The 25153-nt window shown below is 61.7% G+C and carries 19 protein-coding genes; 6 read left to right on the top strand and 13 right to left on the bottom strand.

All coding sequences use genetic code 11. The features are described from left to right. Positions 1-84 precede the first annotated feature (84 nt). Positions 85-1056, top strand: a complete 972-nt coding sequence (locus tag PQQ95_RS07270) for a quinone oxidoreductase family protein (RefSeq protein ID WP_408436319.1) — start codon at positions 85-87, stop codon at positions 1054-1056. Positions 1057-1110: 54 nt separating this feature from the next. On the opposite strand, the gene PQQ95_RS07275 is transcribed toward PQQ95_RS07270, so the two are convergent. Genes PQQ95_RS07275 through PQQ95_RS07285 form a run of 3 tightly spaced genes read right to left on the bottom strand, consistent with a single transcriptional unit; the run spans position 1111 to position 4200 of the window. Continuing rightward, the gene (locus tag PQQ95_RS07275; RefSeq protein ID WP_408436322.1) at positions 1111-2175 is read right to left on the bottom strand and encodes a phosphotransferase family protein; all 1065 of its coding nucleotides are present in this window, start codon (positions 2173-2175) and stop codon (positions 1111-1113) included. Further along, a complete protein-coding gene (locus PQQ95_RS07280) occupies positions 2172-3377 on the bottom strand; it encodes an acyl-CoA dehydrogenase family protein (protein WP_408436325.1) in 1206 nt (401 codons plus the stop codon). Before PQQ95_RS07280 ends, PQQ95_RS07275 begins: the two co-directional genes overlap by 4 nt. Before the next feature lie 49 nt (positions 3378-3426). Then, a complete protein-coding gene (locus PQQ95_RS07285) occupies positions 3427-4200 on the bottom strand; it encodes an SDR family NAD(P)-dependent oxidoreductase (protein WP_408436328.1) in 774 nt (257 codons plus the stop codon). 144 nt (positions 4201-4344) lie between these two features. On the opposite strand from PQQ95_RS07285, the gene PQQ95_RS07290 reads away from it, so the two are divergent. Continuing rightward, a complete protein-coding gene (locus PQQ95_RS07290) occupies positions 4345-5025 on the top strand; it encodes a GntR family transcriptional regulator (RefSeq protein ID WP_408436331.1) in 681 nt (226 codons plus the stop codon). Between the two features lie 124 nt (positions 5026-5149). On the opposite strand, the gene PQQ95_RS07295 is transcribed toward PQQ95_RS07290, so the two are convergent. After that, a complete protein-coding gene (locus PQQ95_RS07295; RefSeq protein WP_408436334.1) occupies positions 5150-7849 on the bottom strand; it encodes a winged helix-turn-helix domain-containing protein in 2700 nt (899 codons plus the stop codon). Between the two features lie 235 nt (positions 7850-8084). Between PQQ95_RS07295 and PQQ95_RS07300 the strand changes: the two genes are divergently transcribed. Next, on the top strand, positions 8085-9026 hold the full coding sequence (locus PQQ95_RS07300; RefSeq protein WP_408436337.1) for a hemerythrin domain-containing protein: 942 nt from the start codon (positions 8085-8087) through the stop codon (positions 9024-9026). A gap of 134 nt (positions 9027-9160) precedes the next feature. On the opposite strand, the gene PQQ95_RS07305 is transcribed toward PQQ95_RS07300, so the two are convergent. The 5 genes from PQQ95_RS07305 to PQQ95_RS07325 all read right to left on the bottom strand — a co-directional run bounded on the left by PQQ95_RS07305 (position 9161) and on the right by PQQ95_RS07325 (position 16881). Continuing rightward, complete coding sequence (locus tag PQQ95_RS07305) at positions 9161-10219, bottom strand: beta-keto acid cleavage family enzyme (protein ID WP_408436339.1); 1059 nt, start codon at positions 10217-10219, stop codon at positions 9161-9163. A 153-nt stretch (positions 10220-10372) separates the two neighbouring features. Continuing rightward, on the bottom strand, positions 10373-11713 hold the full coding sequence (locus PQQ95_RS07310) for an MFS transporter (RefSeq protein ID WP_408436342.1): 1341 nt from the start codon (positions 11711-11713) through the stop codon (positions 10373-10375). 267 nt (positions 11714-11980) lie between these two features. Beyond that, the gene (betA, locus tag PQQ95_RS07315) at positions 11981-13672 is read right to left on the bottom strand and encodes a choline dehydrogenase (RefSeq protein ID WP_408436345.1); all 1692 of its coding nucleotides are present in this window, start codon (positions 13670-13672) and stop codon (positions 11981-11983) included. A 43-nt stretch (positions 13673-13715) separates the two neighbouring features. Then, entirely contained in the window at positions 13716-15242 is a 1527-nt protein-coding gene (locus PQQ95_RS07320) for a purine-cytosine permease family protein (RefSeq protein WP_408436348.1), read from the bottom strand. A gap of 130 nt (positions 15243-15372) precedes the next feature. Next, complete coding sequence (locus PQQ95_RS07325) at positions 15373-16881, bottom strand: aldehyde dehydrogenase family protein (protein WP_408436983.1); 1509 nt, start codon at positions 16879-16881, stop codon at positions 15373-15375. A gap of 280 nt (positions 16882-17161) precedes the next feature. Between PQQ95_RS07325 and PQQ95_RS07330 the strand changes: the two genes are divergently transcribed. Beyond that, the gene (locus PQQ95_RS07330) at positions 17162-18112 is read left to right on the top strand and encodes a LysR family transcriptional regulator (RefSeq protein WP_408436351.1); all 951 of its coding nucleotides are present in this window, start codon (positions 17162-17164) and stop codon (positions 18110-18112) included. Positions 18113-18114: 2 nt separating this feature from the next. Here the strand turns inward: PQQ95_RS07330 and PQQ95_RS07335 are convergent, their stop codons facing one another. After that, positions 18115-19257: a branched-chain amino acid ABC transporter substrate-binding protein gene (locus tag PQQ95_RS07335; RefSeq protein WP_408436984.1), complete on the bottom strand. Its 1143-nt coding sequence runs from the start codon at positions 19255-19257 to the stop codon at positions 18115-18117. Between the two features lie 226 nt (positions 19258-19483). Between PQQ95_RS07335 and PQQ95_RS07340 the strand changes: the two genes are divergently transcribed. Next, complete coding sequence (locus tag PQQ95_RS07340) at positions 19484-20407, top strand: LysR family transcriptional regulator (RefSeq protein WP_408436354.1); 924 nt, start codon at positions 19484-19486, stop codon at positions 20405-20407. A 31-nt stretch (positions 20408-20438) separates the two neighbouring features. Here PQQ95_RS07340 and speB read toward each other — a convergent pair whose 3' ends face one another. The 3 genes from speB to PQQ95_RS07355 form a co-directional block, all read right to left on the bottom strand. Next, complete coding sequence (gene speB / locus PQQ95_RS07345; RefSeq protein WP_408436357.1) at positions 20439-21416, bottom strand: agmatinase; 978 nt, start codon at positions 21414-21416, stop codon at positions 20439-20441. 279 nt (positions 21417-21695) lie between these two features. Next, entirely contained in the window at positions 21696-22904 is a 1209-nt protein-coding gene (locus PQQ95_RS07350) for a CaiB/BaiF CoA transferase family protein (protein ID WP_408436360.1), read from the bottom strand. Positions 22905-22906: 2 nt separating this feature from the next. Next, complete coding sequence (locus tag PQQ95_RS07355) at positions 22907-23752, bottom strand: TauD/TfdA dioxygenase family protein (protein WP_408436363.1); 846 nt, start codon at positions 23750-23752, stop codon at positions 22907-22909. Positions 23753-24083: 331 nt separating this feature from the next. Here PQQ95_RS07355 and PQQ95_RS07360 point away from each other — a divergent pair, with 331 nt between their 5' ends. Beyond that, the gene (locus tag PQQ95_RS07360) at positions 24084-25094 is read left to right on the top strand and encodes an AraC family transcriptional regulator (protein WP_408436366.1); all 1011 of its coding nucleotides are present in this window, start codon (positions 24084-24086) and stop codon (positions 25092-25094) included. Positions 25095-25153: the final 59 nt, after the last annotated feature.

Consider the following 25153-nt stretch of genomic DNA (forward strand, 5'->3'; position numbering starts at 1 on the left):
TGGCGGTCGCGGCACGCTCGATCGCCATCGCGCCGTCAACGCGAACCGCAGCGATTTCTGATCTTACCAAGGAGACTTTCGAAGATGTCACAGGCGATTCGCTTTTATGAAACGGGCGGCCCAGAGGTATTGCGGCTGGAGACGGTCGAAGTGGGCGAGCCCGGTCCGGGTCAGGCCCGCGTGCGGCACACCTATGTGGCCGTGAACTTCATCGACATCTACTTTCGTACCGGACAATACCCGCTCGCCCTGCCCAATGGCCTGGGCTCAGATGCGGTAGGCGTGGTCGAAGCCGTGGGCGAAGGCGTCACTGACATCAAGGCGGGTGACCGGGTCGGCTATCTACTCGGGCCTCAGGGTGCCTATTCGGAAGTGCGCGTGATGCCCGCCGACGTGCTGATCCCACTGCCTGACGGCGTGACCGACAAGACCGCGGCGACGCTGATCATGAAGGGCATGACGGCGCAGTACCTGTTTCGCCAGGTCTATCCGCTCAATGGCGGCGAGACGATTCTGTACCACGCCGCCGCAGGCGGCGTCGGGCTGATCGCCTGCCAGTGGGCGCGCGCATTGGGCGTCACGATGATAGGCACGGTCAGCACCGACGAGAAGGCCGAAGTAGCGAAGGCGCATGGCTGCACGCACGTCATCGTGACTTCGCGCGAGAACATCGCCGAGCGCGTGCGCGAACTCACCGGCGGCAAGGGCGTGGAAGTGGTGTTCGACTCGGTGGGTAAGGATACGCTGGAAGCGTCGCTGAACAGTCTGCAGGTTCGCGGCACGCTCGTGAGCAACGGCACGACCTCCGGGCCGGTGCAGATCGACACGCGTATGCTTGCCGCCAGAGGATCGCTCTGGGTGACGCGTCCGGCGATGGTGCACTACGCGACGCCACGCTCGCACATGCTGGAGATGGCCACGGAACTGTTCGATCTCGTGCTGGCCGGCAAGATCAGGAGCGAACCGGGCCGGACGTTCGCGCTCGCTGAAGCGGCCGACGCGCATCGTGCGCTCGAATCGCGCAAGACGGTCGGCTCGACGGTGCTGGTGCCATGAACAAAGTGTGCACCGCATGAATGCGGTGCACACCTGCCGCACATCACCATGGCGTTAGCGCTCTGCGACGCGTGCCTGTTGCCAGGCGAGTGCGGCCACCCGTTCGAGCTTGCCGGACATGGTTTGCGCATCCGCGCTCGCTGCCGTGCCACGAGCAACGCGTCCGCGAATGCCATGCAGGATTGCCGCAAAGCGGAACAGATTGAATGCGATGTAAAAGTCGAGCCCAGGTAATTCCGCGCGTCCCGTGCGCCGGCAATAGACGCTGACGTATTCCGCCTCGTCCGGCAAGCCGTTCGCCTTCAGATCCACGCCGGCAAGGCCGCCGAGAATGTCGGGCGGCATCCTGAACATCATCGCGTGATACGCGAAGTCGGCAAGCGGATGGCCGAGTGTGGAGAGTTCCCAATCGAGCACGGCAATCACACGTGCCTCGGTCGGATGAAAGATCATGTTGTCGACACGGAAGTCTCCGTGCACGATCGACGTCTCGTCACCCGCCGGTATATGCTGCGGCAACCACTCGACAAGCCGGTCCATGTCCGCGTTACGTCCTGCGAACTCTTCTTGCAGATACTGCTTCGACCAGCGTGCGATCTGCCGCTCGACGTAATGGCCCGTGGGGCCGTAATCGCCAAGGCCGATCGATTCGGGGTCGACACGATGAAGGCGCGCAAGCGTGTCGTTCATTGCATCGAGCATCGGCGCGCGCGATTCGACGGGCAGGCTCGCGAAGCTCGCATCCCAGAAGATGCGACCTTCAACCCTATCCATCACGTAAAAGCTGCTGCCGATCACCGCCGGGTCTTCGCACAATCCGTAGACCCGCGGCACGGGAAACCCGGTCGCCTGCAGCGCCGACACGACGCGCGCTTCACGTTCGATCGCGTGGGCGCCTTTCAGTAACTGGCCGGTTGGTTTGCGGCGAAGCACATATTGGCGAGACGGGGTTTGCAGCCGATAGGTAGGATTCGACTGGCCACCCTTGAATTGCTCCACCAGCATGGGTCCTGCGAAACCGTCGATATGTTCGGTCATCCACGCAGCCAGCTTCGCTTCGTCGAACCGATGACGCTCCGGCACCGCCATCGTGTCCGCGACATTCGAGGCATCGCTCATGACCTGTCTCCCTGTTCCGCATCCATGTGTGCGCGCTTGATGCGCTTCGCAATGGACCACTTGTGCACCTCGGTCGGGCCGTCATAGATGCGGAACGCGCGCAATTCCCGAAAGATCTGCTCGACCACCGTATCGCCCGATACGCCCGTGCCGCCCATGACCTGTACGCAACGGTCGGCAACCCGGAAAAGCGCCTCCGACACGGCTGACTTCGCCATCGAGCTTTCCAGCGTGCCGAGAGACCCGCTGTCGAGCACCGCCGCGCACCAATCGATCATCAGATCCGCCTGCTGCAAGTCGATCTGGTTGTCAGCCAGCATGAAGCCGACACCCTCGTGGTCGATCAGCAGTTTGCCGAAAGCCTTGCGACGGCAAGCGTAGCTAACGGCGATCTCTTGCGCGCGGGTTGCCGCACCGTGCCAGCGCATGCAGTGCGAAAGCCGAGCCGGCGAAAGACGCACCTGCGCATAACGGAAACCTTCGTCGACTTCACCGAGTACCTGGCCGGCGGGTACGCGCAGGCCGTCGATCCGCACGATTGAATGGCCGCCCGGCATCGAACTGTCGATCGTGTCGAGCACTCGCTCGATGCGCACGGCCGGATTCGGCAGGTCGAACAGGAACATCGTCGACTTGACCGCATCGGGCAAGCCGGTGCGCGCCATCACGATGCCGACCGACGCACCGTCCGCGCCGGTGATGAACGCCTTTCTGCCGTTGATGACCCAGTCGTCGCCATCGCGAATCGCCGTGGTTTGAAGCATCGACGGATCGGAGCCGGCGCCGTTGTCCGCCGCGGGCTCGGTCATGAAGAACGCTGACCGCGCTTTGCCGGCGACCAGCGGCGCAAGAAAGCGGTCCTTCTGGGGCGGCGTGCCGATCGCGCCGAGCAGGTACATGTTGCCCTCGTCCGGGGCCGCGACATTGACGGCGACAGGCCCGAGCGGTGACAACCCGGCGCGCTTCAAGACAGCGGCGGTTTCAAGCTGGGTCAGATGGCTGCCGTCGGGCAGGATGTGCGGTGTCAATACGCCCGCCTCACGCGCCTTCGCCCGCAATTCAGCGACGAGTTCGTCCGTCGGCCCGTGGGCATCGCGGCGCGGGTCGCGCTCGTAGGGAACGACGACGTTTCGCACAAAGGCTTCGACGCGGGCCGCGATTTCGGCGCTACGTGCGGTTTTCACGAGGGTGATTCCTGTCATGACAGGCTCCTTACAGGTAAGTCCGGTTGCAGGTTCACGAAACCCACGGCTAGAGCGTGCTGACGAGATGACCGCCGTCGACGACGAGCGTCGAGCCGGTCATGTAACTCGATGCGTCGGACGCGAGCAGCAGCAGCGGTCCGGCGAGTTCCGGCAACTGCCCGAGCCGGCGCTGCGGGATGCGGCCGATCATCGCTTCGCCCGCGCGGGATTGCCAGAATTCGCTGTTCAGTTCGGTATCGAAGTAACCCGGTGCGAGCGCGTTCACGCGGATTCCGTAGCGTGCCCATTCGAGCGCGAGCGATTGGGTCATCTGAATGACGCCGGCCTTCGACACCGCATAGGACAGCACGCCACCCGCCTGGCGAAAACCGAGAATCGACGCGATATTGATGATCGACCCGCCGCCGTTCTCGCGCATCAATCTGGCGGCGCTTTGCGCGGTGAAAAAGACGCCACGCAGGTTGGTATCGATCACGTCGTCCCAGTCCGCTTCGGCATGGGTCGAAGCCGGGCCTTCACGAACGATGCCGGCATTGTTGACGAGAACATCGAGACGCCCGCAGCTTGCCAGCGCGTGCTCACGCGACGCCGTATCGCATACGTCGAGCACCACCGTCGACGCCTTGCCGCCGCCGGCGCGAATGTCTTGCGCCACGACCTCCAGGGGCTCCGCCCGACGCGCCGCGAGCACGACGTGCGCGCCCGCTTCGCCGAGCACCCGGGCAAAAAAAGCGCCGAGCCCGCTCGATGCGCCGGTGACCAGGGCCGTCTTGCCTTCGAGATTGAATGAAAGGGCCAAAAACGTCTCCTCGATATCCATTGTAGGATTTTATTGTAGGACAATTTTGCAGGTTGCAATAGTTTACAATCGTTCGTCGACGACTTATTCGGCGTGGCGTCCGCCCACCAGGCATTTGCCGCGTCCCCTTCGAACCGCCCCTTTCCCATGCCCAGAAAAAATCAGGTGACCGCCTCGGCCGACAAGCGCAAAGACGCGCCCGAGCCGCCCGTCAGCGCGGCCAACATCGTGTTCCACGGCATCATCCGGGGGCTCGAGCGGCGCGCCTTCGTGCCGGCACAACGGCTGGTGGAGGCCGATCTGGCCGATTTTTTCCAGGTGGGGAGAAACTCGGTGCGCGAAGCGTTGCAAAGGCTCGCGGCGGAGGGAATCGTCGATTTGAGCCGCCATCGGGGCGCCACCATACGTTCGTTTACCCAGCAGGAGACGCAAGACGTGCTGGAGGTGGCTGAGTTGCTGACGGGCCTTCTTGCGCGGGCGGCGGCGCGCAACGCGAACCGTTCGGTGCACACCGCGAAACTCCGCGAAGTTGTGGACGAGCTAGCCGCTTTCGACCTCCAGGCTGACCAGGAGGCGTTCGGCAAAATCCGGCGCAACTTCTATCGCTCGCTCCTCGACATCGCCGACAATCGTGAGCTGAACCGGCTCTTTCCCACTGTGCAGATGAATATCGTGCATGCTCAATATCGCACGCCCAATCTGGTCAGCATGCGGATCACGGACTATTCGAAAATCGCCGCGGCCATACTCGACGGTAACAGCAAGGATGCCGAGCGCGCAGGGATATCGCACGTTCGGCATGTGCGCGATGCGATTAACCGCATCGCTGCCGACGCGGACGACTGATCGCAGCCGGACCCCGTTCATAGTGTTCCGCACGACATAGCGGATCGCCTTATTGCAGGTAGAGCCCTGCGGTGCGGCAGGGGCGCACTGACCTGACGCGCATCATGCGCCGCATGAGCGCCTGCTAGCCTTCTTCGAGCAGCCCGAGTACGAGCGCGCGACGCACCGCATGCTTGCGCGAGCTGGCATCGAGCTTACCGAACAGGTTCTTCAGGTGCCACTTCACCGTGCCCTCGCCGACCGTGGCGGCCACGGCGATTTCCTTATTCGACAGATTGCGCGCAAGCAGTTCGAGGATTTCGCGCTCCTTTGGCGTCAGCACGACGCTCGGCACCGCGCGTGGATTGCCGATGCCGCGCAAGGTAGGCGGGCGTGCAATGCGCGGCACGGCTATCGCGTGAGCCGTGTCGGCGGAATCGGCCTGCTCGGCGCTCACGCGTCTCGCCCAGTCAGCCAATGCCGGATGTGCATCAGCCAGCGTACGCGTCAGGTTGTAAGTCTGCGCGAGGTTCATCGCCTCGCGCAACAGCGGCCGGCCGTTCCCGCCCGTCTGCTCGAGAGCGAACGCGTGCAACGCCATCAATTCGATCCGGGGCACCCCGAACCGTTGCGCCTGCGCGAGTTCAGCGGCGTCAGCCAATGTGCGCAACGCGCTGTCGTCGCGCCGGGCCGCCAGATCGGCGCGCGCACGCGCGAGCACCGGTAGCAGCGCGACCGAGCTCTGCCACAACGGTCCCTGCGGTGTCGCTTCGTCAGCCATGATCTCGTCGATGTTGCGTACCAGTGCATCGCACGTCTGCGCGCGATAACGGCTCGCGTGGATGCGCACCTGTTCGGCGATGCTCGCGATGCGCAGGCGCGGGAGCCGCCGGGCGACGCCCATTGCGTGCAGCGCCTCGAGCAGGTCGAGCGCGCGATGCTCGCTGCCGCGCACGCCGGCAATGCGTGCGGCAGTGCAATAGGCGAGCATGACGGTTTCGGGTGTCCCGCCGCGTTCCAGCACATCCAGCCGGTTTGCCAGCAGTGCCGCGGCTTCGTCTACCCGATCGGCCTCATAGCTTAGCGCCGCGCAGACCACCGCGAACATGCAGGTCAGCGGATGCCGCCGGCCCAGATCAGCTTCGGCGCTCGTCAGCGCCGGCATCACGACCTCTTCGGCGAGGCGCAACTGCCCTTCCCGCAAATAGCTCAAACCAACGATGTGATCGCCCCAGCGCGCCACGTAGCCGTGCCCGCTGCCCGCTTCTGTACGCGACACGCGTTGCTGGAAACGTCTCGCCTGCGCCGGTTCGCCGAACAGTACCGAGCGAGCCGACAGACGATTTGCGTGGATCTGCGCAAGCCAGGACGCGCCGTCGGGCGAATGATTCGCCCACGGCTCGAACAGTTCGACAAAGCGGTCGGGTTCATCTGCGTAGTAGGCGGCCGCGCTCAGAATCAGCGCGCATTCGTAGCGCAATTCCGTGTCGACACCCGGTGCCGCGAGAACGCGCTCGACCTGGCATCGCGCCTCCTCATGCCGCTGTCCGAGCGCAAGTGCCCAGGCCGCCGCAAGCCGCAAGCGCGGCCGCCGCTCCAGCTCCGATTCCGGCAGCCGGTCGAGCCAGTCGAGCACGGTGCCGAGACGACCCTGCTTAACGGCATCGTGCAGCCAACGGTCCGCCAGCTCGTAGGCCGTCTGGTGCTGTCCTGCCGCCAGCGCGTGATGTGCGGCCTCCTGCAACATCCCCTGACCGGCGAGCCACGTCATCGCTCGCGTATGAAGCGTGGTCCGCGCGTCGGCATCGAGCGCCAGCAGTCGTTCGCGCAGCACGTCGCGCACGAGCATATGCAGCCGGCACCACGGACCGTCCTCGGACGTGATGAACACCGGGGTTTGCCGCACGAGACTCAGCAGCCGCTCAGATGCGCCGGCCTCACCGGTCAATGCCACGCACAAGTCGGGATGCAGCATGTCGACGACACTGATACGCGTAAGAAAGGCCTCGTCTTCGGGCGATAGCCTGGCGAGCAAGGTGCCCACGAGCTGATCGCGCGCCCTGCCCGGACCGGTCGCCAGCGATTCGACGGTCTGGCGCGGGTCGGCCGCGCGCGCCATCGCCGCGAGCGCGAGTTGCAGGCCGAGCGGCCAGCCATCCGTCGCTTCGAAAAGCCGCGCACAGGCATCCGCGTCGATGCGCGGGCCGAAGCGGTCGCCGATCAGCGCAATTGTCTCGTCGAAGCGAAAACGCAGCGCCTCAGGCCCCACCAGCGTCGCCTGTCCATATGCGAGCAGATCGCGGAATGGCACTTCGAGACCGCCCCGCGCCGCAACGACGACCCACAGGTTCGGCGGCGCATTGTGCAACACGTACGCCAGCACCTCGGCACCGTCTGCCGGCATCCGGTCGGCGTCGTCGATGAATAGCACGACCTCGAGTGACAGCCGCGCCACTTCGGCAAGCCACGCGGTGGCGCCATCCAGGTCACCCGCGACAGCCGTCGCGCTCTCGATCAGCAGACGACCGAAGGCGGGCCGCGCGCAAGCAGTGCGCATTGCGTGGACGAGGCCGGGCAGTATGTGTTCGGCGTCGTCGCGCTCGTCGGCAAGCAGCCATGCAACTGCGGCGCCGGCCGCCAGATGCTCGCGCCGCCACTGTGTGAGCAGCGAGGTCTTGCCGTATCCGGCGGGCGCTTGCACGAGCACAATCGGCTGACCATTAAACGACGGCCCCACCGCACTCAGGCGCGAACGCGTCAGCAGATGAAGCGGTGCGTGCGGCGCGATCGTCTTCAGGGCGACTTCTGTCGTAGCGGATTCACTGCCGAAGGAAGTGGAGGACATCTGGCGAGGTTAGATTGCGTTCCGGGGCGGCAGGTGCGGGATGCTTGTGCCGACAGTACGGTTACAGAATGAAGCGGATTGTTTGCGTGCGTCAAGCCCCTCTCTCTGCGAGAGGGGCACACAGCGCGCCGACGCACTACGCTATGGTTCAACGGGCATCCAGCATGGGAAAGGGTTTAATTCTCACACGCCGATGCGCCTGACCTGCAAAGCCTATCGGTGAACAATATATCTCATGTACTGCCATCTCCTCGTCCCGGTCGACGGCACTGATGCGTCTGTCGAAGCGCTCGGCCAGGCGGTCGAATTCGCCCAATCGATTGGCGCGCGCATCACCTTCTGCCCGCTGCCGGCCGGACCCGATGCGTCGTGCCCGGAAGCAGAAGCCGACGGACTCGCGCAGCGGACCGATGGCGACGTTACGTGGGAACTGCTCGCCCGCGCCGAAGCAGCGGCACGCGCGCAAGGCGTACCGTGCTCGCTTGCCTTGCCCGACGTGGGTGCGCCGACTCCGGTCGCCTCGACCGCGCGGGCGCACGGCTGCGATCTGATCTGTGTCGCCCCGCGGCGGCTGGTGTCGTCGAACGGAACATCGGCGCACGGCGCGACAACGATCGACGGCGGCAACATCGCGGTGCTGACGTGCGCAGTCGATTCCCGCCCGACGGTCATACAGGCGATCGGTATTCTGCTGGCCGGGCAACGCACTATCGCCGCGCACCTGCATGCCGCGCTGCGCGCTGCGCGGATGGCCAATGGACTGGACCGGCATTGCGGAGCGGCATCGCTGCAGGAGATCGCGAGCCATCTGCGTGAGTTGCAGAGGTCGAAGCATCATTCGATGACAGAAGCCCTTTTTGCGCGACTGCGCGCACACACCTCCGCAGTCGATGCGGAACTTGATGAACTGGGCCGACGGCATCAACGTGCCACCCAGATACTCGATGAATTGACCCCACTGATCGCTCGCCACGATGAATCCGCCGCGACCGGCCTGCGGCTCGAAGAGAGTCTGCGGGCGTGCGCGCAATTCACCTGGGAGAATATGGGGCGCAAGGAAGGGGTCGTGTTGCCTGCCGCGCGGCGCTATTTGAGTGACGCGGACTGGAACGCACTGGCACGAGCGTTTGATAGCGGAAGCGCCGATGAGCCACCGCATTCCGCTGGCGGCGCATGATTTCGCGGTGGTGCTGGCCGGTGCACGTGATGCGAGGAACGTGTCCGGCCACCAGACTGACGCCAACGACGCGCAGCGACTGCACTCGTAGTTTGGGGCGCGCATTGGCGTCAGACCAATTTGCATTCAACAAGTCAGACGGCCTTGCGCAGAAAGCCCTGATTGCCACCGTTACGGTTGGGAGCGAAACCGTTGGCCAGCAAAGTCTCTTCCACCGTGTCGTAGAACACCCCGATCTTGCTGATCGCGCGCGCCTGCTGGGCCGTGGCCACCTCCCGGCCGAACTCGCGCGAGATGCGCACCAGTTGCTCGATCTGCTCGACTGAACTCATCTTCTTCGTGCGCGTCTGGTTCCAGAGGCAGTCCTCCGTGCCACAACGCACGTGCAGCCCCAATGCAATGCCCATCATGTTGACTGGCAGCACGTTGCGCACGGAACTCTCCACCGTCAGCACCGCGCCATCCGGCGTGGCGCGCACAAAGTTGGCGAGGTTGTAGATATTCGGTGCGTCCATACCGCCGCTGATCGCCACCCAGTTCATGACCAGCGGACCCTTGTAGACGCCGCGCCGGATCAGCCGCTCCACCGATTCGAAGCTGTTGATGTTGTAGCACTGGAAGGCGCTCTGGATGCCCGCTTCGCTCAGGCGCCGGATGTGTTCCTCGGCCCAGCCGGGTTGAGCCGGCACCGTCATCTCCTTGTAGGCGTTGTAGATCGCGGGAATTTCCCTGGAAGTGCCCTTGAAATCCGCTAGCTCCGCGTGCTCGGTAACGTTCATCTGCGAGGTATTGATCGTCACCGTGACCTGGTCGGGTTTGGGATCGAGTTCGGCCAGCATGTGGCGCGTGTCGTCGGATAGCCACTTGGCCGCGGCCCCTTCGGTTTCCGGTGCGAAGCTGATCGAGCCGCCCACCTGGATGACCATCTCCGGTACCGCATTGCGCACGCCGGCGATCAGCTCGTTGAACTTCGACAGACGCTTGCTGCCCTTGCCGTCGAGTTCGCGCACGTGCAGATGCAGCACGGTCGCACCAGCGTTGTAGCAATCCACGGCCTTCTGGATCTGCTGCTCCATCGTGACGGGAATATCCTCGGGAAAGTCGGAAGGCAGCCACCCCGGGGCATAGGGTGCGGCCGTGATGATCAGGGGTTGCTGGTTCTCGGGGTAAAGCGAACCGTCGAGAAAGTTCATGTCATGTCTCCAAAGACAGGCTGGAAGCAAAGAAAGAAACAGGCGGATGGAATTGGCGAGTCCGGCGCGGGACCAGGCGTGACGAGAATTTTCTGGTGCCGTATTTAAAGGCGCTTGACATACGGCGCCGCGACTTGACCCACGACGCCCCGCTCAGGCTGCGGTGCCTGGGCTCAAGGTGCCAGCGAGAGCTGGCGTCACATCCAGCTTCACGTCAGAGATCTGGGCCGCATCCGCGTCGTAACTGCGCATTGCGATGACAAAAAGCACGGCGGCCAATATGCTGCACAGGGGAATGACGGTCAGTGCCCGCTGCAGACCCCATTGATCGGATAGGACACCTGCCAGGAACGGCCCCACGGCCATGCCAAACAGGTTTTGAAACAGGGAAAGTACCGCCGCGCCGGTAGAACGCACGGCTGGGTGAATGACGTCCATGGCAACGCCGGCCACCACCCCCACGGTGCAGTTCATGAAAAAACTGCCGAGAAGGATCAGCTTGAACTGGGCATCCCCCGTGTATGTGCCGCCGAACGCCACCATGAAGATCGCCGATGTGATCAGGCATAGCACAGACAACGCGGGCAGCTTGTTGCGCGGCTTGCGAAGCGCCAGACGGCCCACCACGATGCCCCAGAAGGTGCAGCTAAAGGCGCCGACCAGGACCACCCCCGCTGCAGCTTTGGCTGCCGCCTCCGGGGTCATGCCGTGGAAACGGTTGAGATAGCTGGGCAGCCACGACCAGATGGCCGACACCGTAATCAGTTGTGTCGCCGCTCCGGCGCAGACCCACAGCAGCGTGCGCGTGCGCGCCAGCGTGCCAAAGATGTGTTTGAACGTCCTACCCAGAGACGGGTTCGTCGGGTTCAGATTTGGCGTCAAGGCGACAGTCTTGTAGTCGCGCACGAACAGATAAAGCAATGCCAGCACGAGCCCAGGCACACCGACCACGCCAAAGGCGGCCTTCCATCCCCACCTCGCCGCGATCATGCCTCCCAACATCACACCTAGCACCGAACCCAGCGACGGTGCGGCGAAAAAGGCGCCGAGTACGGCGCTCCGCAAGCGCTTGGGAAACAGTGTCGAGATGAGCGCTGCGCCTACCGATCCATAGCCGGTTTCACCCACACCGACCACCGCGCGCGCCACGAACAATTGACTGTAATTTGCCGTGAACATGCACGAGACAGTGGCGAGGCTCCATGCGATAGCCATTACAACGATGCTCTTCACCCGGCCCATGCGGTCCGCCACCAGCGCTACCGGTAGTCCGCCCGCCCCTACGACGATGGAAACGATCGACACCAGGGAACCCAGTTGTTTGTCGCTCAGATTCCATTCGCTCCTGATGTGGGGAAAAAGCGAGACGATCACCTGCCGGTCGATAAAATCGAACAACATGAGCGCGAAGGTCATCGCAAAGGCAAACCACGCTTGCCGCCTGCTCGTCAGGTAGTCGTCGCCGGCCCCGGGACTGTCCGGTATCACGTTCATGCCTGTCTCCTGATATTTGTGAATTACCGCCCGCAGCCACGGGGATAACCTAGCCGGCGGAATTCGCAGCACGCAAGCTGGCAGAGGTGTTTTTACCAGCCTGCATCGGTATGCCAAGCATTCTTCGTAGTGTGGGGGCGACGGGTTTCCCTCGCTTGACAATACATGACAGCGATTTACCATTTTGTGCCAGTCTTCTATTCAGCGCTCCCTGGTCGTTACTTGTCCACACTGCATTCCCGGCACCCCCACCCCGCCGGCCATCACCTACCCGACAGGCAGATTACGCTTCGGCGCATGGGTACGCTGCCGTGTCTCCCATCCCTCGGCTAGGCCCACGTCCGCATCGGACGACGGCAACATGGAAACCGCGCGAATCAGGTCCGATGCCCGCTCGGCGAGCATGATAGTCGGTGCGTTCAGGTTGCCATTGGGCTCGGTCGGGAATACCGATGAATCGATCACCCGCAAACCCGCAATGCCGTGCACCCGCAACTCCGAATCGACCACAGCCATGTCGTCTTCACCCATGCGGCACGACCCGCATGGATGCATCGTGCTTTCCAGGTTCGCTCTGACAAAGGCATCGATCTGTTCGTCCGTTTGAACGTCCGGGCCCGGAGCGAGTTCGACGTCGCGGAAGCGGTCCATTGCCGGCTGCCCGACGATCTCCCGGGTCAGGCGTACGCAACGTCGAAATCCTTCACGGTCTTCTTCGCGATCCAGGTAGTTGAAACGGATCTCCGGGTGCGTATATGGATCGGCCGAGACCGCTCGCACGTGACCTCGACTTTTCGGCTTGTTCGGTCCGGTCAGCACCATGAAACCGTGTCCCTTAAACGGCTTGTCGCCGTCATAGCGCATGGCGGCCGGCAAGAAATGAAATTGAATGTCCGGCCAGCGCAAACCGGCTTCCGAGCGGATAAATCCGCCCGCCTCGAAATGGTTGCTGGCGCCGAGCCCATCCTTGAATAAAAGCCAGCGCAGGCCGATCATGAACTTGCTGAATGGGTCCATTTTCGCGTTGAGTGTGACGGGTTCCTTGCACGCGTACTGGATATAGATCTCCGCGTGATCCTGCAGGTTCTCGCCCACGCCCGGCAGGTCATGCCGAACCTCGATCCCCGCCTGGCGCAATACGTCGGCAGGCCCGATGCCGGAGCGTTGCAGCAAGCGGGGCGAGCCGATCGGGCCCGAGGCGATCAATACTTCCGCACGGCATCGCGCGGTATACGTGACCCCGCCTCGATCGTACGCCACCCCGACAGCGCGCTTGCCCTCGAAAATCACGTGACGTGTCATCGCATTGGTGACGACGGTCAGGTTGGGCCGCTTCATCGCAGGGCGCAAATAAGCGTTTGCCGTAGACCATCGCACACCATCCTTGACCGTCATATGCATCGCGCCGAAGCCCTCCTGCATGTGGCCATTGCAGTCGTCCGTCTTGATGTATCCGGCCTCTGCCCCCGCCTCGATCCACGCACCGTACAGCGGATTCGCCATGTTATTGCCGTTGTTGGTGGACAGCGGCCCGTCCGCGCCCCGGTACGCGTCGCCGCCGAACTTGTAGCTCTCCGCGCGCCGGAAGTAAGGCAAACAGTTGCGATAACCCCAGCCTCGCGCACCGAGTTCCTCCCATTCGTCGAAGTCGCATGCGTGGCCGCGAATATAGACGAGGCCGTTGATCGACGATGATCCGCCCAGCACCTTTCCGCGCGGGCAATGCAACTGGCGGCCATTCAGGTGGGCTTCGGGAGCGGTCTGATAACGCCAGTTGTATTTGCTCGTATTCATCGGCATCGAAAACGCGCTCGGCATCTGAATGATGACACTGCGATCGCTGCCGCCGTATTCCAGCACCAGAACGCGGACCGCCGGGTCCTCGGTAAGCCGGTTGGCCAATACACATCCGGCCGATCCCGCACCTACTATGATGTAATCGAATTGCTCGGTAACCATGATATTTGCCTGTTTTCTGGATCTTGACGAATTCGTCTGTGGATCAGTAGCGACCCTTGTCGCCGGTGGTGTATTGCGGCGACGTCTTCTCGATCTGGGCGATGACCTTTGCTTCGTATTTCAGATCGAGCGAGCGCGACAACACGTAATAGGCCATGCCCGAGACGAGCAGACCGACCAGCCAGGCCAGATCGACGCTGCCCATGGCACGGGCAAACGGACCGACATACACTTCGTTTGAACCGTCGAGAACGCAGAAGAACGGGATCATCGAGACAAAGCCGATCGCGTAGGCCAGCAAACCGCACGCCCCCCATTTGCCGTAGAGGTTGTTGTCAGGCATGAAGAAGTGCGGAATCGCATAGCGCCCCTTGCGGACGAAAAAGTAATCCGTCAAATTAACCGAGGTCCAGGGCACCAGAAAATACAGCATGACAACGAGATAAATGTTCAGGACAGAGAGCCCCTTACCCGAGGTATAGATGCTCAGCGCCACACCGAGCTGAAGGATCACCACGAAGATAATGGCCAGAATGCGAGTCCGGGAAGTCGGCTGCACTTTGCGGAATGAATCGACTGCGGTAATAGTCGTCAATTTGGCGCTATAGATGTTCATCGCGATCACCGGCAGAAACGCCAGGATCGTGACCGCAACCACCACGCTTCCCAACCCCGGCGCCAGGTCGTTACCCACCTGATTCAACGCGACCAGTACATCGGTTGCATGCAGATGGTCCGCAAGCCAGCCTCCAATCGCGATCATCCACGCGCCCGACAGCGAGGCGCCCAGAAACACTGCCGCAATCAGTTTGCCGCTCGGCGTGTTCTTCGGCAGATAGCGCGAATAGTCGGATACATAGGGTGCGTACGCGATGTTGTAGCTGGCGGCAGCTGCGAATTGCGCAATGAACGCAATCCAGTTGAAGCCTGACGTTGGCGTCGTCGCCGCGTCCGGTGCGGCAGCGGAAAGCGGCACATCATGCACCCAGTGCATCAGGACGGCCACGGTTACCAGGCCGTAAAGCGGAAGCGACAGATACAACGCCCATTTGAAACTGCGGTGCATCCAGTCGTGGCCGAGAATCGCCAGAACCGAAGCCGGCACGGTGACTGCCAGCGCGATCTTGATTGGGTCCCAGTTGAACAAGGCTTTAAGGCCTTGCATCATCAACACCAGGTTGACGATGTTGAATCCCGCGAACACGAAGAGTGTCGCCAGCAAGACGACAATGACGCCGCGATAACCGAATTGCGCTCTCGACTGAATCATCTGCGGCAAGCCAAGATGCGGGCCTTGCGATCCGTGAAAGGCCATGAACAAGGTGCCGAACATGATCCCCAGCGTGCCGGCTATCGTCGTCCACAGCGCATTCAGACCAATGCTGGGACCGACAAAACCAATGGTCATGGTGAAGAACGTGAAATTACCCAGAAACCAGAATGGCCCCTGTCTGGACAGACTGTCCGTTCGTTCGCTATCCGGAATAAAATCAATCGAATGGCCTTCGATGACGCCGTGCTCGACCCCGACTACCGTGCGTTTAACTGTTTCGTCTGTTGCTTGCATCATGTACCCCTGGCTGGAATGAGAGGTTGATGGAATAGAAATGGACCCGGCAGGCATGCCGGCCGCGACACCCGCTCGTCACGCGGCACCCTGCTCAGGTTTGTGCTGCAGGCGTCGTCAGCGCACCGGTACTTCAGCGCAGCGTGATCCAAACCGCCTTGCTCTCCATCAGATGATCAAGTTGTTCGGGGCCGAGATCCTTGCCGAAGCCGGACTCCTTGAATCCGCCGAACGGCATTGACGGATCAATGGTGCTATGGGCATTGACATAGACCGTGCCGGCACGCAATTGCGGAATCAGCTTATGCACGCGATTCAGGTCGTTGGAGTAAATCGCGGCGGCGAGACCGTACGGCGAGTCATTCGCGAGTGACAATGCATCGTCTATATCGTCAAACGGCGCGGTAACCAGTACCGGACCGAAGATTTCTTCGCGGACTATTTTCATTTCGCTGCGGCAATTCGCAAAGATGGTCGGCTCAACGAAGTAGCCTGGCCTATCCATGACATGGCCGCCATGAACAACTTCCGCACCTTCGCGCCGCCCGGCTTCAATATAGGATTCGACACGCTCCTTCTGGAGCGCGGACACAAGCGGGCTGATAAAACAATCCCGATCGAGGCCGGGCGCAATCTTCATCGTGCGCGTGTGTTTGATTAGCGCGTCGATGAACTTGTCGTGAATGCCGCGCTGGACGTAAACCCGTGTGCCCGCATCGCAAACCTGTCCGGAATTGAAGAAGATGCCGTTTGCGACGGCTTGGGCCGCCGCATCGATGTCGGCGTCTTCCAGCACCAGCACCGGCGATTTACCACCCAGTTCAAGCGTGATGCGTTTGATACCGTCCACAGCCGTGTGCCCGACCGTGCGCCCCACCTCCGTGGAACCGGTGAACGTGATCTTGTCGATACCTGGATGGGCAGCCATGGCCGCGCCAATTTCGCGCCCTCGCCCCGTTATGACATTGACGACGCCATCGGGAATCCCGGCCTCCTGCACCAGCTCCGCGAAGCGCAGGGTCGACAGGGAAGTCAGTTCGGCGGGTTTGATCACGGTGGTGCAACCGGCGGCAAGCGCTGCCGCCACCTTCCACGCCATGGTTTGTAACGGGAAGTTCCACGGCACAATGACGCCGATCACGCCAATGGGTTCCTTGCGCGTATAGGCAACATACTCGCCAGGCAGCGAGGGCTCAACCGTGCGGCCGTGAAGCTTGGATGCCCAACCGGCAAAATAACGGAAGGTGTCGATCGTGCCCTGAACGTCGACGTCACGTGCATTGGCGACGGACTTGCCTACGTCGATCGATTCGATCTCGGCAAGCTCGGTTGCGTTCGCCTCGATGAGATCAGCGAGCCGATGAAGCAGCCGTTCACGCTCAAGCGGCTTGAGCTTTCGCCACGCTCCACCGTCAAACTGTTTGCGGGCGGCTTCAACCGCGCGGTCCAGATCGGTGCGCGTGCCCAAGGGAATGTGTGTAATCACGCCGGTGGTGGACGGCTCGATCACGGCACAGGATTCGCGTTCGCCTTGCGGCACCCAGGCACCGCCAATAAACATTCTCTGAGGCTTAACGAGAAAACGTCGTGTCTCTTCCTGAACGCCGAACCTCTCCAGATACTTTTGTACGACGGTATCCATCTTTGTCTCCTGATTTACAGATTGAGTGCTACCCGGCCTCTCAGGGGCCCGTTTCACGCACGCGTGTCCACCTCTTCCTGCAACCCATGGCGAAGACCTCGCGGGATCGTGGCAAGGGTCGATCGCTCACAAAAAATCGAAGTGCCATCGATATAAACGTGGCTTGTGGCAACGTGGCGTTTAGAGAGACTATGGACGACCTGTCCGAAGGTAAAAATCACGTGAATCAGATATTCATATCGGGAATACCGAAGCAAACGGTACAAGAGGAGCGACGACGGTGATCCAGTTGCAGGACGTGGACCTCAAACTACTAAGGGTCTTCATGACGGTGGTGCGGTGCGGTGGATTTTCCGCGGCCCAGGCGACGCTGAACGTCAGCCAGTCGACGATCAGCGAGCAGATGACGACGCTGGAAACACGCCTGGGGCTCAAGCTTTGCGAGCGCGGGCGCAGCGGATTTCGCCTCACCGAACACGGTGTGGCGACTTACGAGGCTGCGCAGCGACTGCAGGTGGCCGTAGAAAGCTTCTGTGTGGATACCGATGCACTAAAAAAGCACATCTCGGGCAAGCTGTACCTCGGCATCATCGACAACACGGTAACCGACTCGGCCTCGCCGCTGCCACAGGCACTTCAGGCATTCGTGTCGAGAGGGCATGACGTGCATCTGGATGTCTATGTCGGCGCGCCTGCCGAACTGGAGGAGCGTGTGCTGGACGGCCGGTTGCACATTGCTGTCGGGCATTTCCCGCTACATGTGCCGGGTTTGACCTACACCGATCTCTATTGCGAACCCGACGGCCTCTATTGCGGAAAGAGTCACCCACTCGCCGGCAGCTCGCACGCCGACGCCGACGCCGACGCCGACGCCGAGGTTATGCTCGAACAGGCCGTCGCGTCCAGCCGGGTTGTAGCGCGGGGCTATCTGCAGCAGCACGACCTTCAGATGCTCAAGGTCAGTAAAGCCGCCGCAACCGTCGACAATATCGAAGCGCAGGCCATCCTCATTCTATCGGGAGCGTACATCGGATTCCTGCCGATTCACTACGCGGCCCGATGGGTCGCACGCGGTGAAATGCATCAGATATGCCCGAACCAGTTCGGCTCACAGTGGCCGTTTTGCGCGATCATACGGCGGACCGCTGTACCGCCAACCATCCTGCAGGTATTCATGATCGACCTGATGGAAAGCTACCGTATGGTCGCGCAAGCAACGAATGGGGCGTAAGCCTAGGGTTGTGCAGACGCAAGCGGCGTCGGCTCGCCATTTCGATAGTTGTAGATCGTGATGGGAGAATCCGTGAGGTCGCGATTCCCGTCGAACCGGTAGTGGCCGGACACCCCGTGAGAATCAATGTTCGCGAGCGCGGCGCGATACTGGGCCGGCTCGATCGAATTGGCTTTCTGCATTGCCTGCGCCACGATATTCACGCCATCATATAGCGCTGCGCTGTAAGTCAGCGGGTCGGTATTAAAGCGTTGCCTGTAGTCCGCCTTGAACTGACGGCCTTGCGGCGTCTGATCGAGAACAGGGCCGCCTTGCGGACAATACACGTGCGTATCGACTGCATCGCCGCCAAGTTTCGCCAGTTCCGCATTGCACATGGCGTCGCCGCCCAGCAGATAGCCATTCATCGCGAGGCGCTTCATCTGCTTGCGCAGCGCGCCAGCCTGAGCGTAGTACCCTCCGTAGAAAATCCCTTCGGCGTTAGCGCCCTTGACGTGCGTCAGGATCGAGACGAAGTCGGTTGCCTTGTCGGTCGTATATTCGCGGTCGACAATGTCGATGCCGTTGGCGGTGGCCGCCTTGATGAACTCATCGGCGACGCCCTGGCCGTACGCGGTGCGATCGTCGATCACGGCAATACGCTTGACCTTCAGGTCCCTGGCCGCAAACTCCCCCATCCGGCTGCCAAGCTGCGTATCACTGGCGGAGATGCGAAACACGAACGGGTAGCCATGCTGCGTGATCGACGGGTTCGATGCGACGGTCGCCATCACGATGCCCGACACATTCACGAGGTTCGAGATCGGGATCGCGACGCCGGAATTGAAAGGCCCGAAAATAACCTTGACGTTCGCGTCCACCAGGCTTTGTGCCACCGTCATGCCGGTACGCGGATCACCGGCGTCGTCTTGAGAGACCAGTTCGAAGCTCGTTTTCTGGCCACCGATCACGAGACCTTTGGCATTCAGGCGCTCGATCGCCAGTCTCACACCGTTTTCGTCGTCCTTGCCAATGGCGGCCTGCGGGCCGGTCAAGGGCCCCGTCAAACCGATCTTGACGACCTGCTCGCCCGCTGTCGCGCTCAGGGAGATCATGCTCAAAGCGACTGCCGTCAACCAGCCCGCACCTGCGTATGGCTTCTTCATCATGCTTTCCTCACGTCGTGTGATGCGCCAAACCGTGTCGTCGCCGCGGGGGCAATCTCACCGGTGTGGGCATAGATAACATCGCGCAGACCCTTCCGTCACGACGGTTCTTCCAATGTCTGGACAGTCGGGTTGGCAGCAATTCTCCGTAGCCAAATTCCCCAATAAAATGCACCATTGATGAAATACATTTCGGAAATTCCCGAAGTAATCGAGAGGCGGCACGATGCAAGTTCAGGACACGGATCTCAAGCTATTGCGGATTTTCGAAACCATCGTGCGATGCGGTGGCTTCGCCGCTGCGCAGCCCATTCTCAACATCGGCGCATCGAGCATTAGCGAATACATGTCGCAACTGGAAACGCGACTCGGACTGCGGCTATGTGAACGCGGACGCGCCGGCTTCCGGCTCACGGAGGAAGGCACCGAACTGCACGCCGCCGCCCAGCGGCTGCTCGGTGCGGTCGACACGTTTCAGATGGAAGCCGGCGCCATGCGCAATGAGCTTTCCGGCGTGTTGCGCTTTGGCATGATCGAAGCAACGTTGACCGACAAATACTCTCCGCTGCCGCCCGCCATCCGTGAGTTTGGCCAGATGGCGCCCGATGTCCGGTTGCATGTGCAGATCGAAACCCCGGGCAGCATGGAGCAGCACGTATTGGACGGCCGTCTGCATCTGGCGGTCGGGCCATTCCCCGCGCAGATTCCCGGTCTCGACTATATGCCGCTCTATCGCGAGGAACAGGGACTCTACTGCGCGTCGACGCATCCGCTATACAAGCGGGCGAACAGCCGTGTGCCGGTTTCGGTACTCAGCAAACAGCGGCTCGCCGCCCGCGCGTATCTTGGCAGCAAGGAACTCAAACTCCTGCACATGCCGCAGGCTGCGGCCTCGGTCGACAACGTCGAAGGCCGCGCCATGCTGATCCTGTCGGGCAATTACATCGGCTTTCTGCCGCCACATTACGCGCAGCCCTGGGTAGACAGCGGTCTGTTGGCCCGTATCGATCCTGAGCACTACGTGACGCATCTGGACTTTCAGATCATCACGCGCAAAGCCGGCGAGCCGGCACGGGTCGTACAGGTATTTTGCAATCAGCTACGGGCAGCGGCCGGCCAGGTGAGCCGCGCCACGCGAAGCAGCAAATAGCGCCTCCGGACGCGGAACAACGACGTCCCGTTCACCGGCGAAGGTTTCGTTTGACTTTGCGTTGATGCATCACCCGGCCAATTGTATTCAGCAGCAATTGCGCCGCCAGGATAGACGTCGAACCCGAATGGTCGTAGTCGGGCGCGACTTCAACCAGATCGATGCCGATCACGTCACCCTGTTCAGCCAGGCCGGCGAACAGTTCGAGTCCTTCGTAATACAACAGGCCGCCGTGACTTGGCGTGCCGGTGCCCGGCGCGATCGACGGATCGAAGCCGTCGATATCGATCGTCAGGTAGTAGCGCACGCCCTTCGGAATACGATCCAGCACACCCTGAATACCGAGTCGCCGCAGATCGCGCACGGAGATAATGTCCGAGCCCATCTCGCGCGCCTGAGCGTAACCTTCGCGCGCGGTAGACGACACGTTGCGGATACCGATCTGCGTCATGCCGGACACGACGCTCTTTTCCGCCGCACGCCGTAGCGGATTGCCGTGGCCATGACGCACGCCGTGGCGTTCGTCGACGAAATCAAGGTGAGCGTCGATATGGACGATATGAAACGGTTCCTGACCTTCGAACGCATTGATGCACGGAATGTTGATCGAATGATCGCCCCCCATCACTATCGGCAATGCGCCCGCCGCCAGGATCTTGCGCACACCGTATTCGATGTTGGCGTGGCTCTTCTCCGTGTTGGTGTGAACCATGTCCGCGTCGCCGATATCGACAATGCGGACTTCGTCGCTCGGCAGATAAACGACGTCGTCTTCGAAATCGTATGCACCGCCGTGTCCGAACGAGAATAGTGTCGACGCATCACGAATCGAGCGAGGGCCGAACCTTGCGCCAGCCCGCCACTGTGTGCCGCAGTCGAACGGAGCACCCATCACCGCGACGTCTGCGTCGATCTTGTCCCAGTCAAGGCACAGCGGAGACTTCGCAAACGTGCAGATTCCCACAAACGGCAAATTGAGCCGACCGGTTTCGTAGCTGTTTTCAGCCATGTTGCCTCCGTCCTGTTATGGATTCAGATAGGTGCGGCGCAGAGGCGTCGCCATTGATGGCGGCCAGCAATGCGTCAGGAAACGAAGTCTAGGCAAACAAATTCAACGGAAAAATACCGGAAACAAGAAATACATTTCGGGAAAATCCGATGCAACGCTGAAACGTGGCGACAGCATGATGGCGGCCCAAGGCCTGGTCCGCGAAAGGTCCACGAGAGGTCCACGAGATCCCGGCATCGGACCACGTAGCCAGGGAGGACGCCGCGTCCGGGCGCGACGTCAAATGACCCCGTCTGTCTTCAGCCGGGAGAGTTGCTCACCGGACATCCCGAGCAACGTCTGGAGCACGTCGTCCGTACCTTCTCCCAGCCGAGGCGGTGCGCTTCGTACCGGCAAGCGCGCACCGTCGAAGCGATAGGGTGGCGCGAGGACTTGCGTGCTGCCAACTTCCGGATGCGGATGCGTCATCACGAGTCCGGCGTCCCTCGCGCGCGTTGAGGTCATCGCTTCGTGGAGCCCGAGGACTTCACCGCATGGAATGCCGGCCTGCGTCAAACGATCGAGCAGATGACGGCGCGCTCTGCGACCGATCTCGCGGTCGATTTCGGGCAGCAGCGCCGCCCGGTTCGCTGCGCGGCCGATATTGGTCCGGAAGCGATCGTCCTCGGCAAGATCGGACCGTTCGATCACCTCGCGGCAGAAACGCACAAACTGATTGTTGTTGCCGACGGTGATGACAAGCGGCCCGTCCGCGGCATCGAACACACCGTAAGGCACGATTGACGGATGCGCGTTGCCGTAACGCGGCGTGTCCTTACCTAAAATCAGTGCTTCCATCCCGCAATACGAGGTGATCATCAGTCCACAATCGAACAGCGCCATTTCGACATGGTGCCCCTTGCCGGTTCGTTGACGCTCGAAGAGTGCCGCCAGAATGGCCTGGGCCGAATACATGCCGGTAAACATGTCGACTGCGGCGATCCCGAACTTCAACGGGGGCTGGTTGGCCTCGCCGTTAAGCGCCATCAACCCGGCCTCGCCCTGAACGACCAGATCGTAGCCGGGACGCGCGGCTTCCGGTCCGGTTCGGTCGTAGCCGGAAATCGAGCAGTAGATCAGGTCCTCGTGGTCCTGCTTCAGTTGCTCGTATCCGAGACCCAGCTTCTCCATGCCGCCGAATTTGAAGTTCTGGATTACCACGTCGCTCTTCTGAGCCAGATCGCGCGCGATCTGCCGACCCTCTGCTGTTTGCAGGTCGAGACTTACGGAGCGCTTGTTGCGGTTGACGCTATTGAAATAGGCCGTCCCGGTCGATCCCACACGCAAGCCCCAATCGCGCGTGTCGTCGCCGCGCTTCGGATGTTCGACCTTGATGACTTCTGCGCCGAGGTCGCCCAGCACCATGCCGCACCATGGCCCCGCCAGCACGCGGGAAAAATCGAGTACGCGTACGCCTGCGAGCGGCAGCGAGGAATTCAGGTTTGACATGATCAGAACGGCCGGTCGCCGATGATCGCAGTCCGCTCCATGCGGCGCGGCGCGGGCCAGTAGTCGTGCACAGCGTAGTGCTGCGTCGAGCGGTTGTCCCAGATCGCGACGCTGTCAGGCTTCCAGCGGAAGCGGACCTGATACTCGGGGATATAGGCCTGGCTGATCAGGTAGTTAAACAGAAGGCTCGCCCCCGGCGTCTTGTCTTGCCCGACGCGAACATTCTCGGGCGTGTGGTAGTTCGCAAAATGGGTCGAGAAGCTGTTCAGGTAAAGCGCCTTCTCCCCGGTCTCGGGATGCGTGCGCACGACCGGATGCTCGACCATGGGGTTGTCCGCCGCGAGCTTCGCTCTCGCCTCCGGCGTCATGCCGGCTCCGAACGAATGCTCGATGCTGTGCTTCGCACGTAACCCCGCGATCCGTTGCTTCATGTCCTCGGGCAGGTTGTCGTAAGCGGCGACCATATTGACCCAGATGGTGTCGCCCCCGACTTCAGGGCATTCGATACAACGCAGCACCGCGCCCATCGGCGGGCGCGGGCGCCATGAGCCGTCAGTGTGGTAGTTGTTCTCGTAGCTTTGCTTGGAATCACTACGGTGGTAGATCTGTACGAGACCCGGATGATCCGGATCGCTGCCCGCGACCGGATGGTCCTCCAGCTCGCCGAACCGCCGCGCGAATGCGACGTGTTCGGCGCGCGTGATGTTCTGGTCACGCAGGAACAAAACCTTGTGCACGAGCAGCAATGCCTTGAGTTCGTCGAACAACGTCGCGTCGCGCGCTGCGTCGCCGAGGTGGACGCCCGACACCTCGGCGCCAATGGAACAAGTCAATCGTTCGACCCGCATCACGATTCTCCTTTGAGAGTGAAATTCTGGTGGACGGGCCTGCGTGGACGCTCGCCTGGATCGCTTTCCCATTTGGTTCGCTTCATCGAGGCCACGCGCGCAACATGCAACGCTTCCCTCGTCGCGCAAACCGACTTCGGCGGACAATCCAGTGAACGGCCTCGACAACGGCGCGCCAGGAAAACGATTGTGAGAGCGCCGCCGCCCGGGCGCTTGACAATGCACGTCAGAACCTGACGCTTGGCGACAAGGGCCAGATTCTGGTTATTCCGCACAGACACCCGGTTGTGGGTACGATAACGTCGAAAAATTGATTTTTTGCGGTGAAGACATGGCCATCCTCGTTCGAAGCGCGTCCCTCACCAAGTATTCTGAAATCGCCAGCGCCGCGGGCATCGATGCGATCCGTACGGTGCGCGAGGTCGGACTCGACCCTGCCTGCCTGCATAGCCCGGATCTTCGGATTCCCGAATCGAGCCTCGCCCGGGTGTTCGAAGCGTCAGAGAAACGCTCCAGATGCGGGTCACTCGGCGTGCGTATCGGGGAGGTCTGGCGGCTGTCCGACTTCGGTCCGGTCAGCCTGTTCCTGCAACATCAGGCGACGCTGCGCCAGGTGATCGCGCAGATCGAGCGATACCGGCATCTGTTGAGCGATTCCGTGGCCATCCGCGTCGATGAATCGCAGGATGTCGTGGTGCTGCACGTAGTGCTCGTCACCGGACGGCCGCATCCAGGCCGCGAAATCGTTGAGCTCACGGTCAGCGTGCTATTCAGTCTCGTGCGTGCGATGCTCGGCTCGCAATATGAGCCGCGCGGCATCCATTTCGCCCACTCGGCGCCGGATAGTCTCCAGGTGCACCGACGATTTTTCGGGCAGAAGGTCGATTTCGACAGCGGCTTCGACGGCATCGTGATGAGCAGGCAGGATCTCGACCGCCCTAACCCACTCGCCGATTCCTGTCTTGCGCGCTACGCGCAGGAACTGCTCGCCCTGCATCCGCGCCCCGGGCATGGATCGATCGCCGACGACGTCCGGCGGGCGCTCCATATCCTCCTGCCCCATGGACAAGGCACGATCGTGCCGGTGAGCCGGCGGCTTGGGCTCGCGCCGCGAACGCTGCAACGCCAACTCGAACAAACGGGCAGCAGTTTCTCTTCGCTCGTGAACGAGGTACGCGCCTCAGTCGCGCTGCGCTACCTCAGCCATCGTCACTATTCGATTTCGGATGTTGCTGATCTCGTGGGCTTTTCGGAAATCAGCGCGTTCTCGCGCTGGTTCAGCGCAGAATTCGGCATGCCGCCGAGCCGGTGGAGAAGCGACTGTTGTGCTTCCGTGATGTGACACCACCGGCCAATCGTGAGCCGCTGACGGATCGCGTCTCAGCCATGTGCCGCACTGCC

The sequence above is a fragment of the Paraburkholderia caffeinilytica genome, assembly GCF_046030355.1.
GTDB classification, from domain to species: Bacteria; Pseudomonadota; Gammaproteobacteria; order Burkholderiales; family Burkholderiaceae; genus Paraburkholderia; species Paraburkholderia caffeinilytica_B.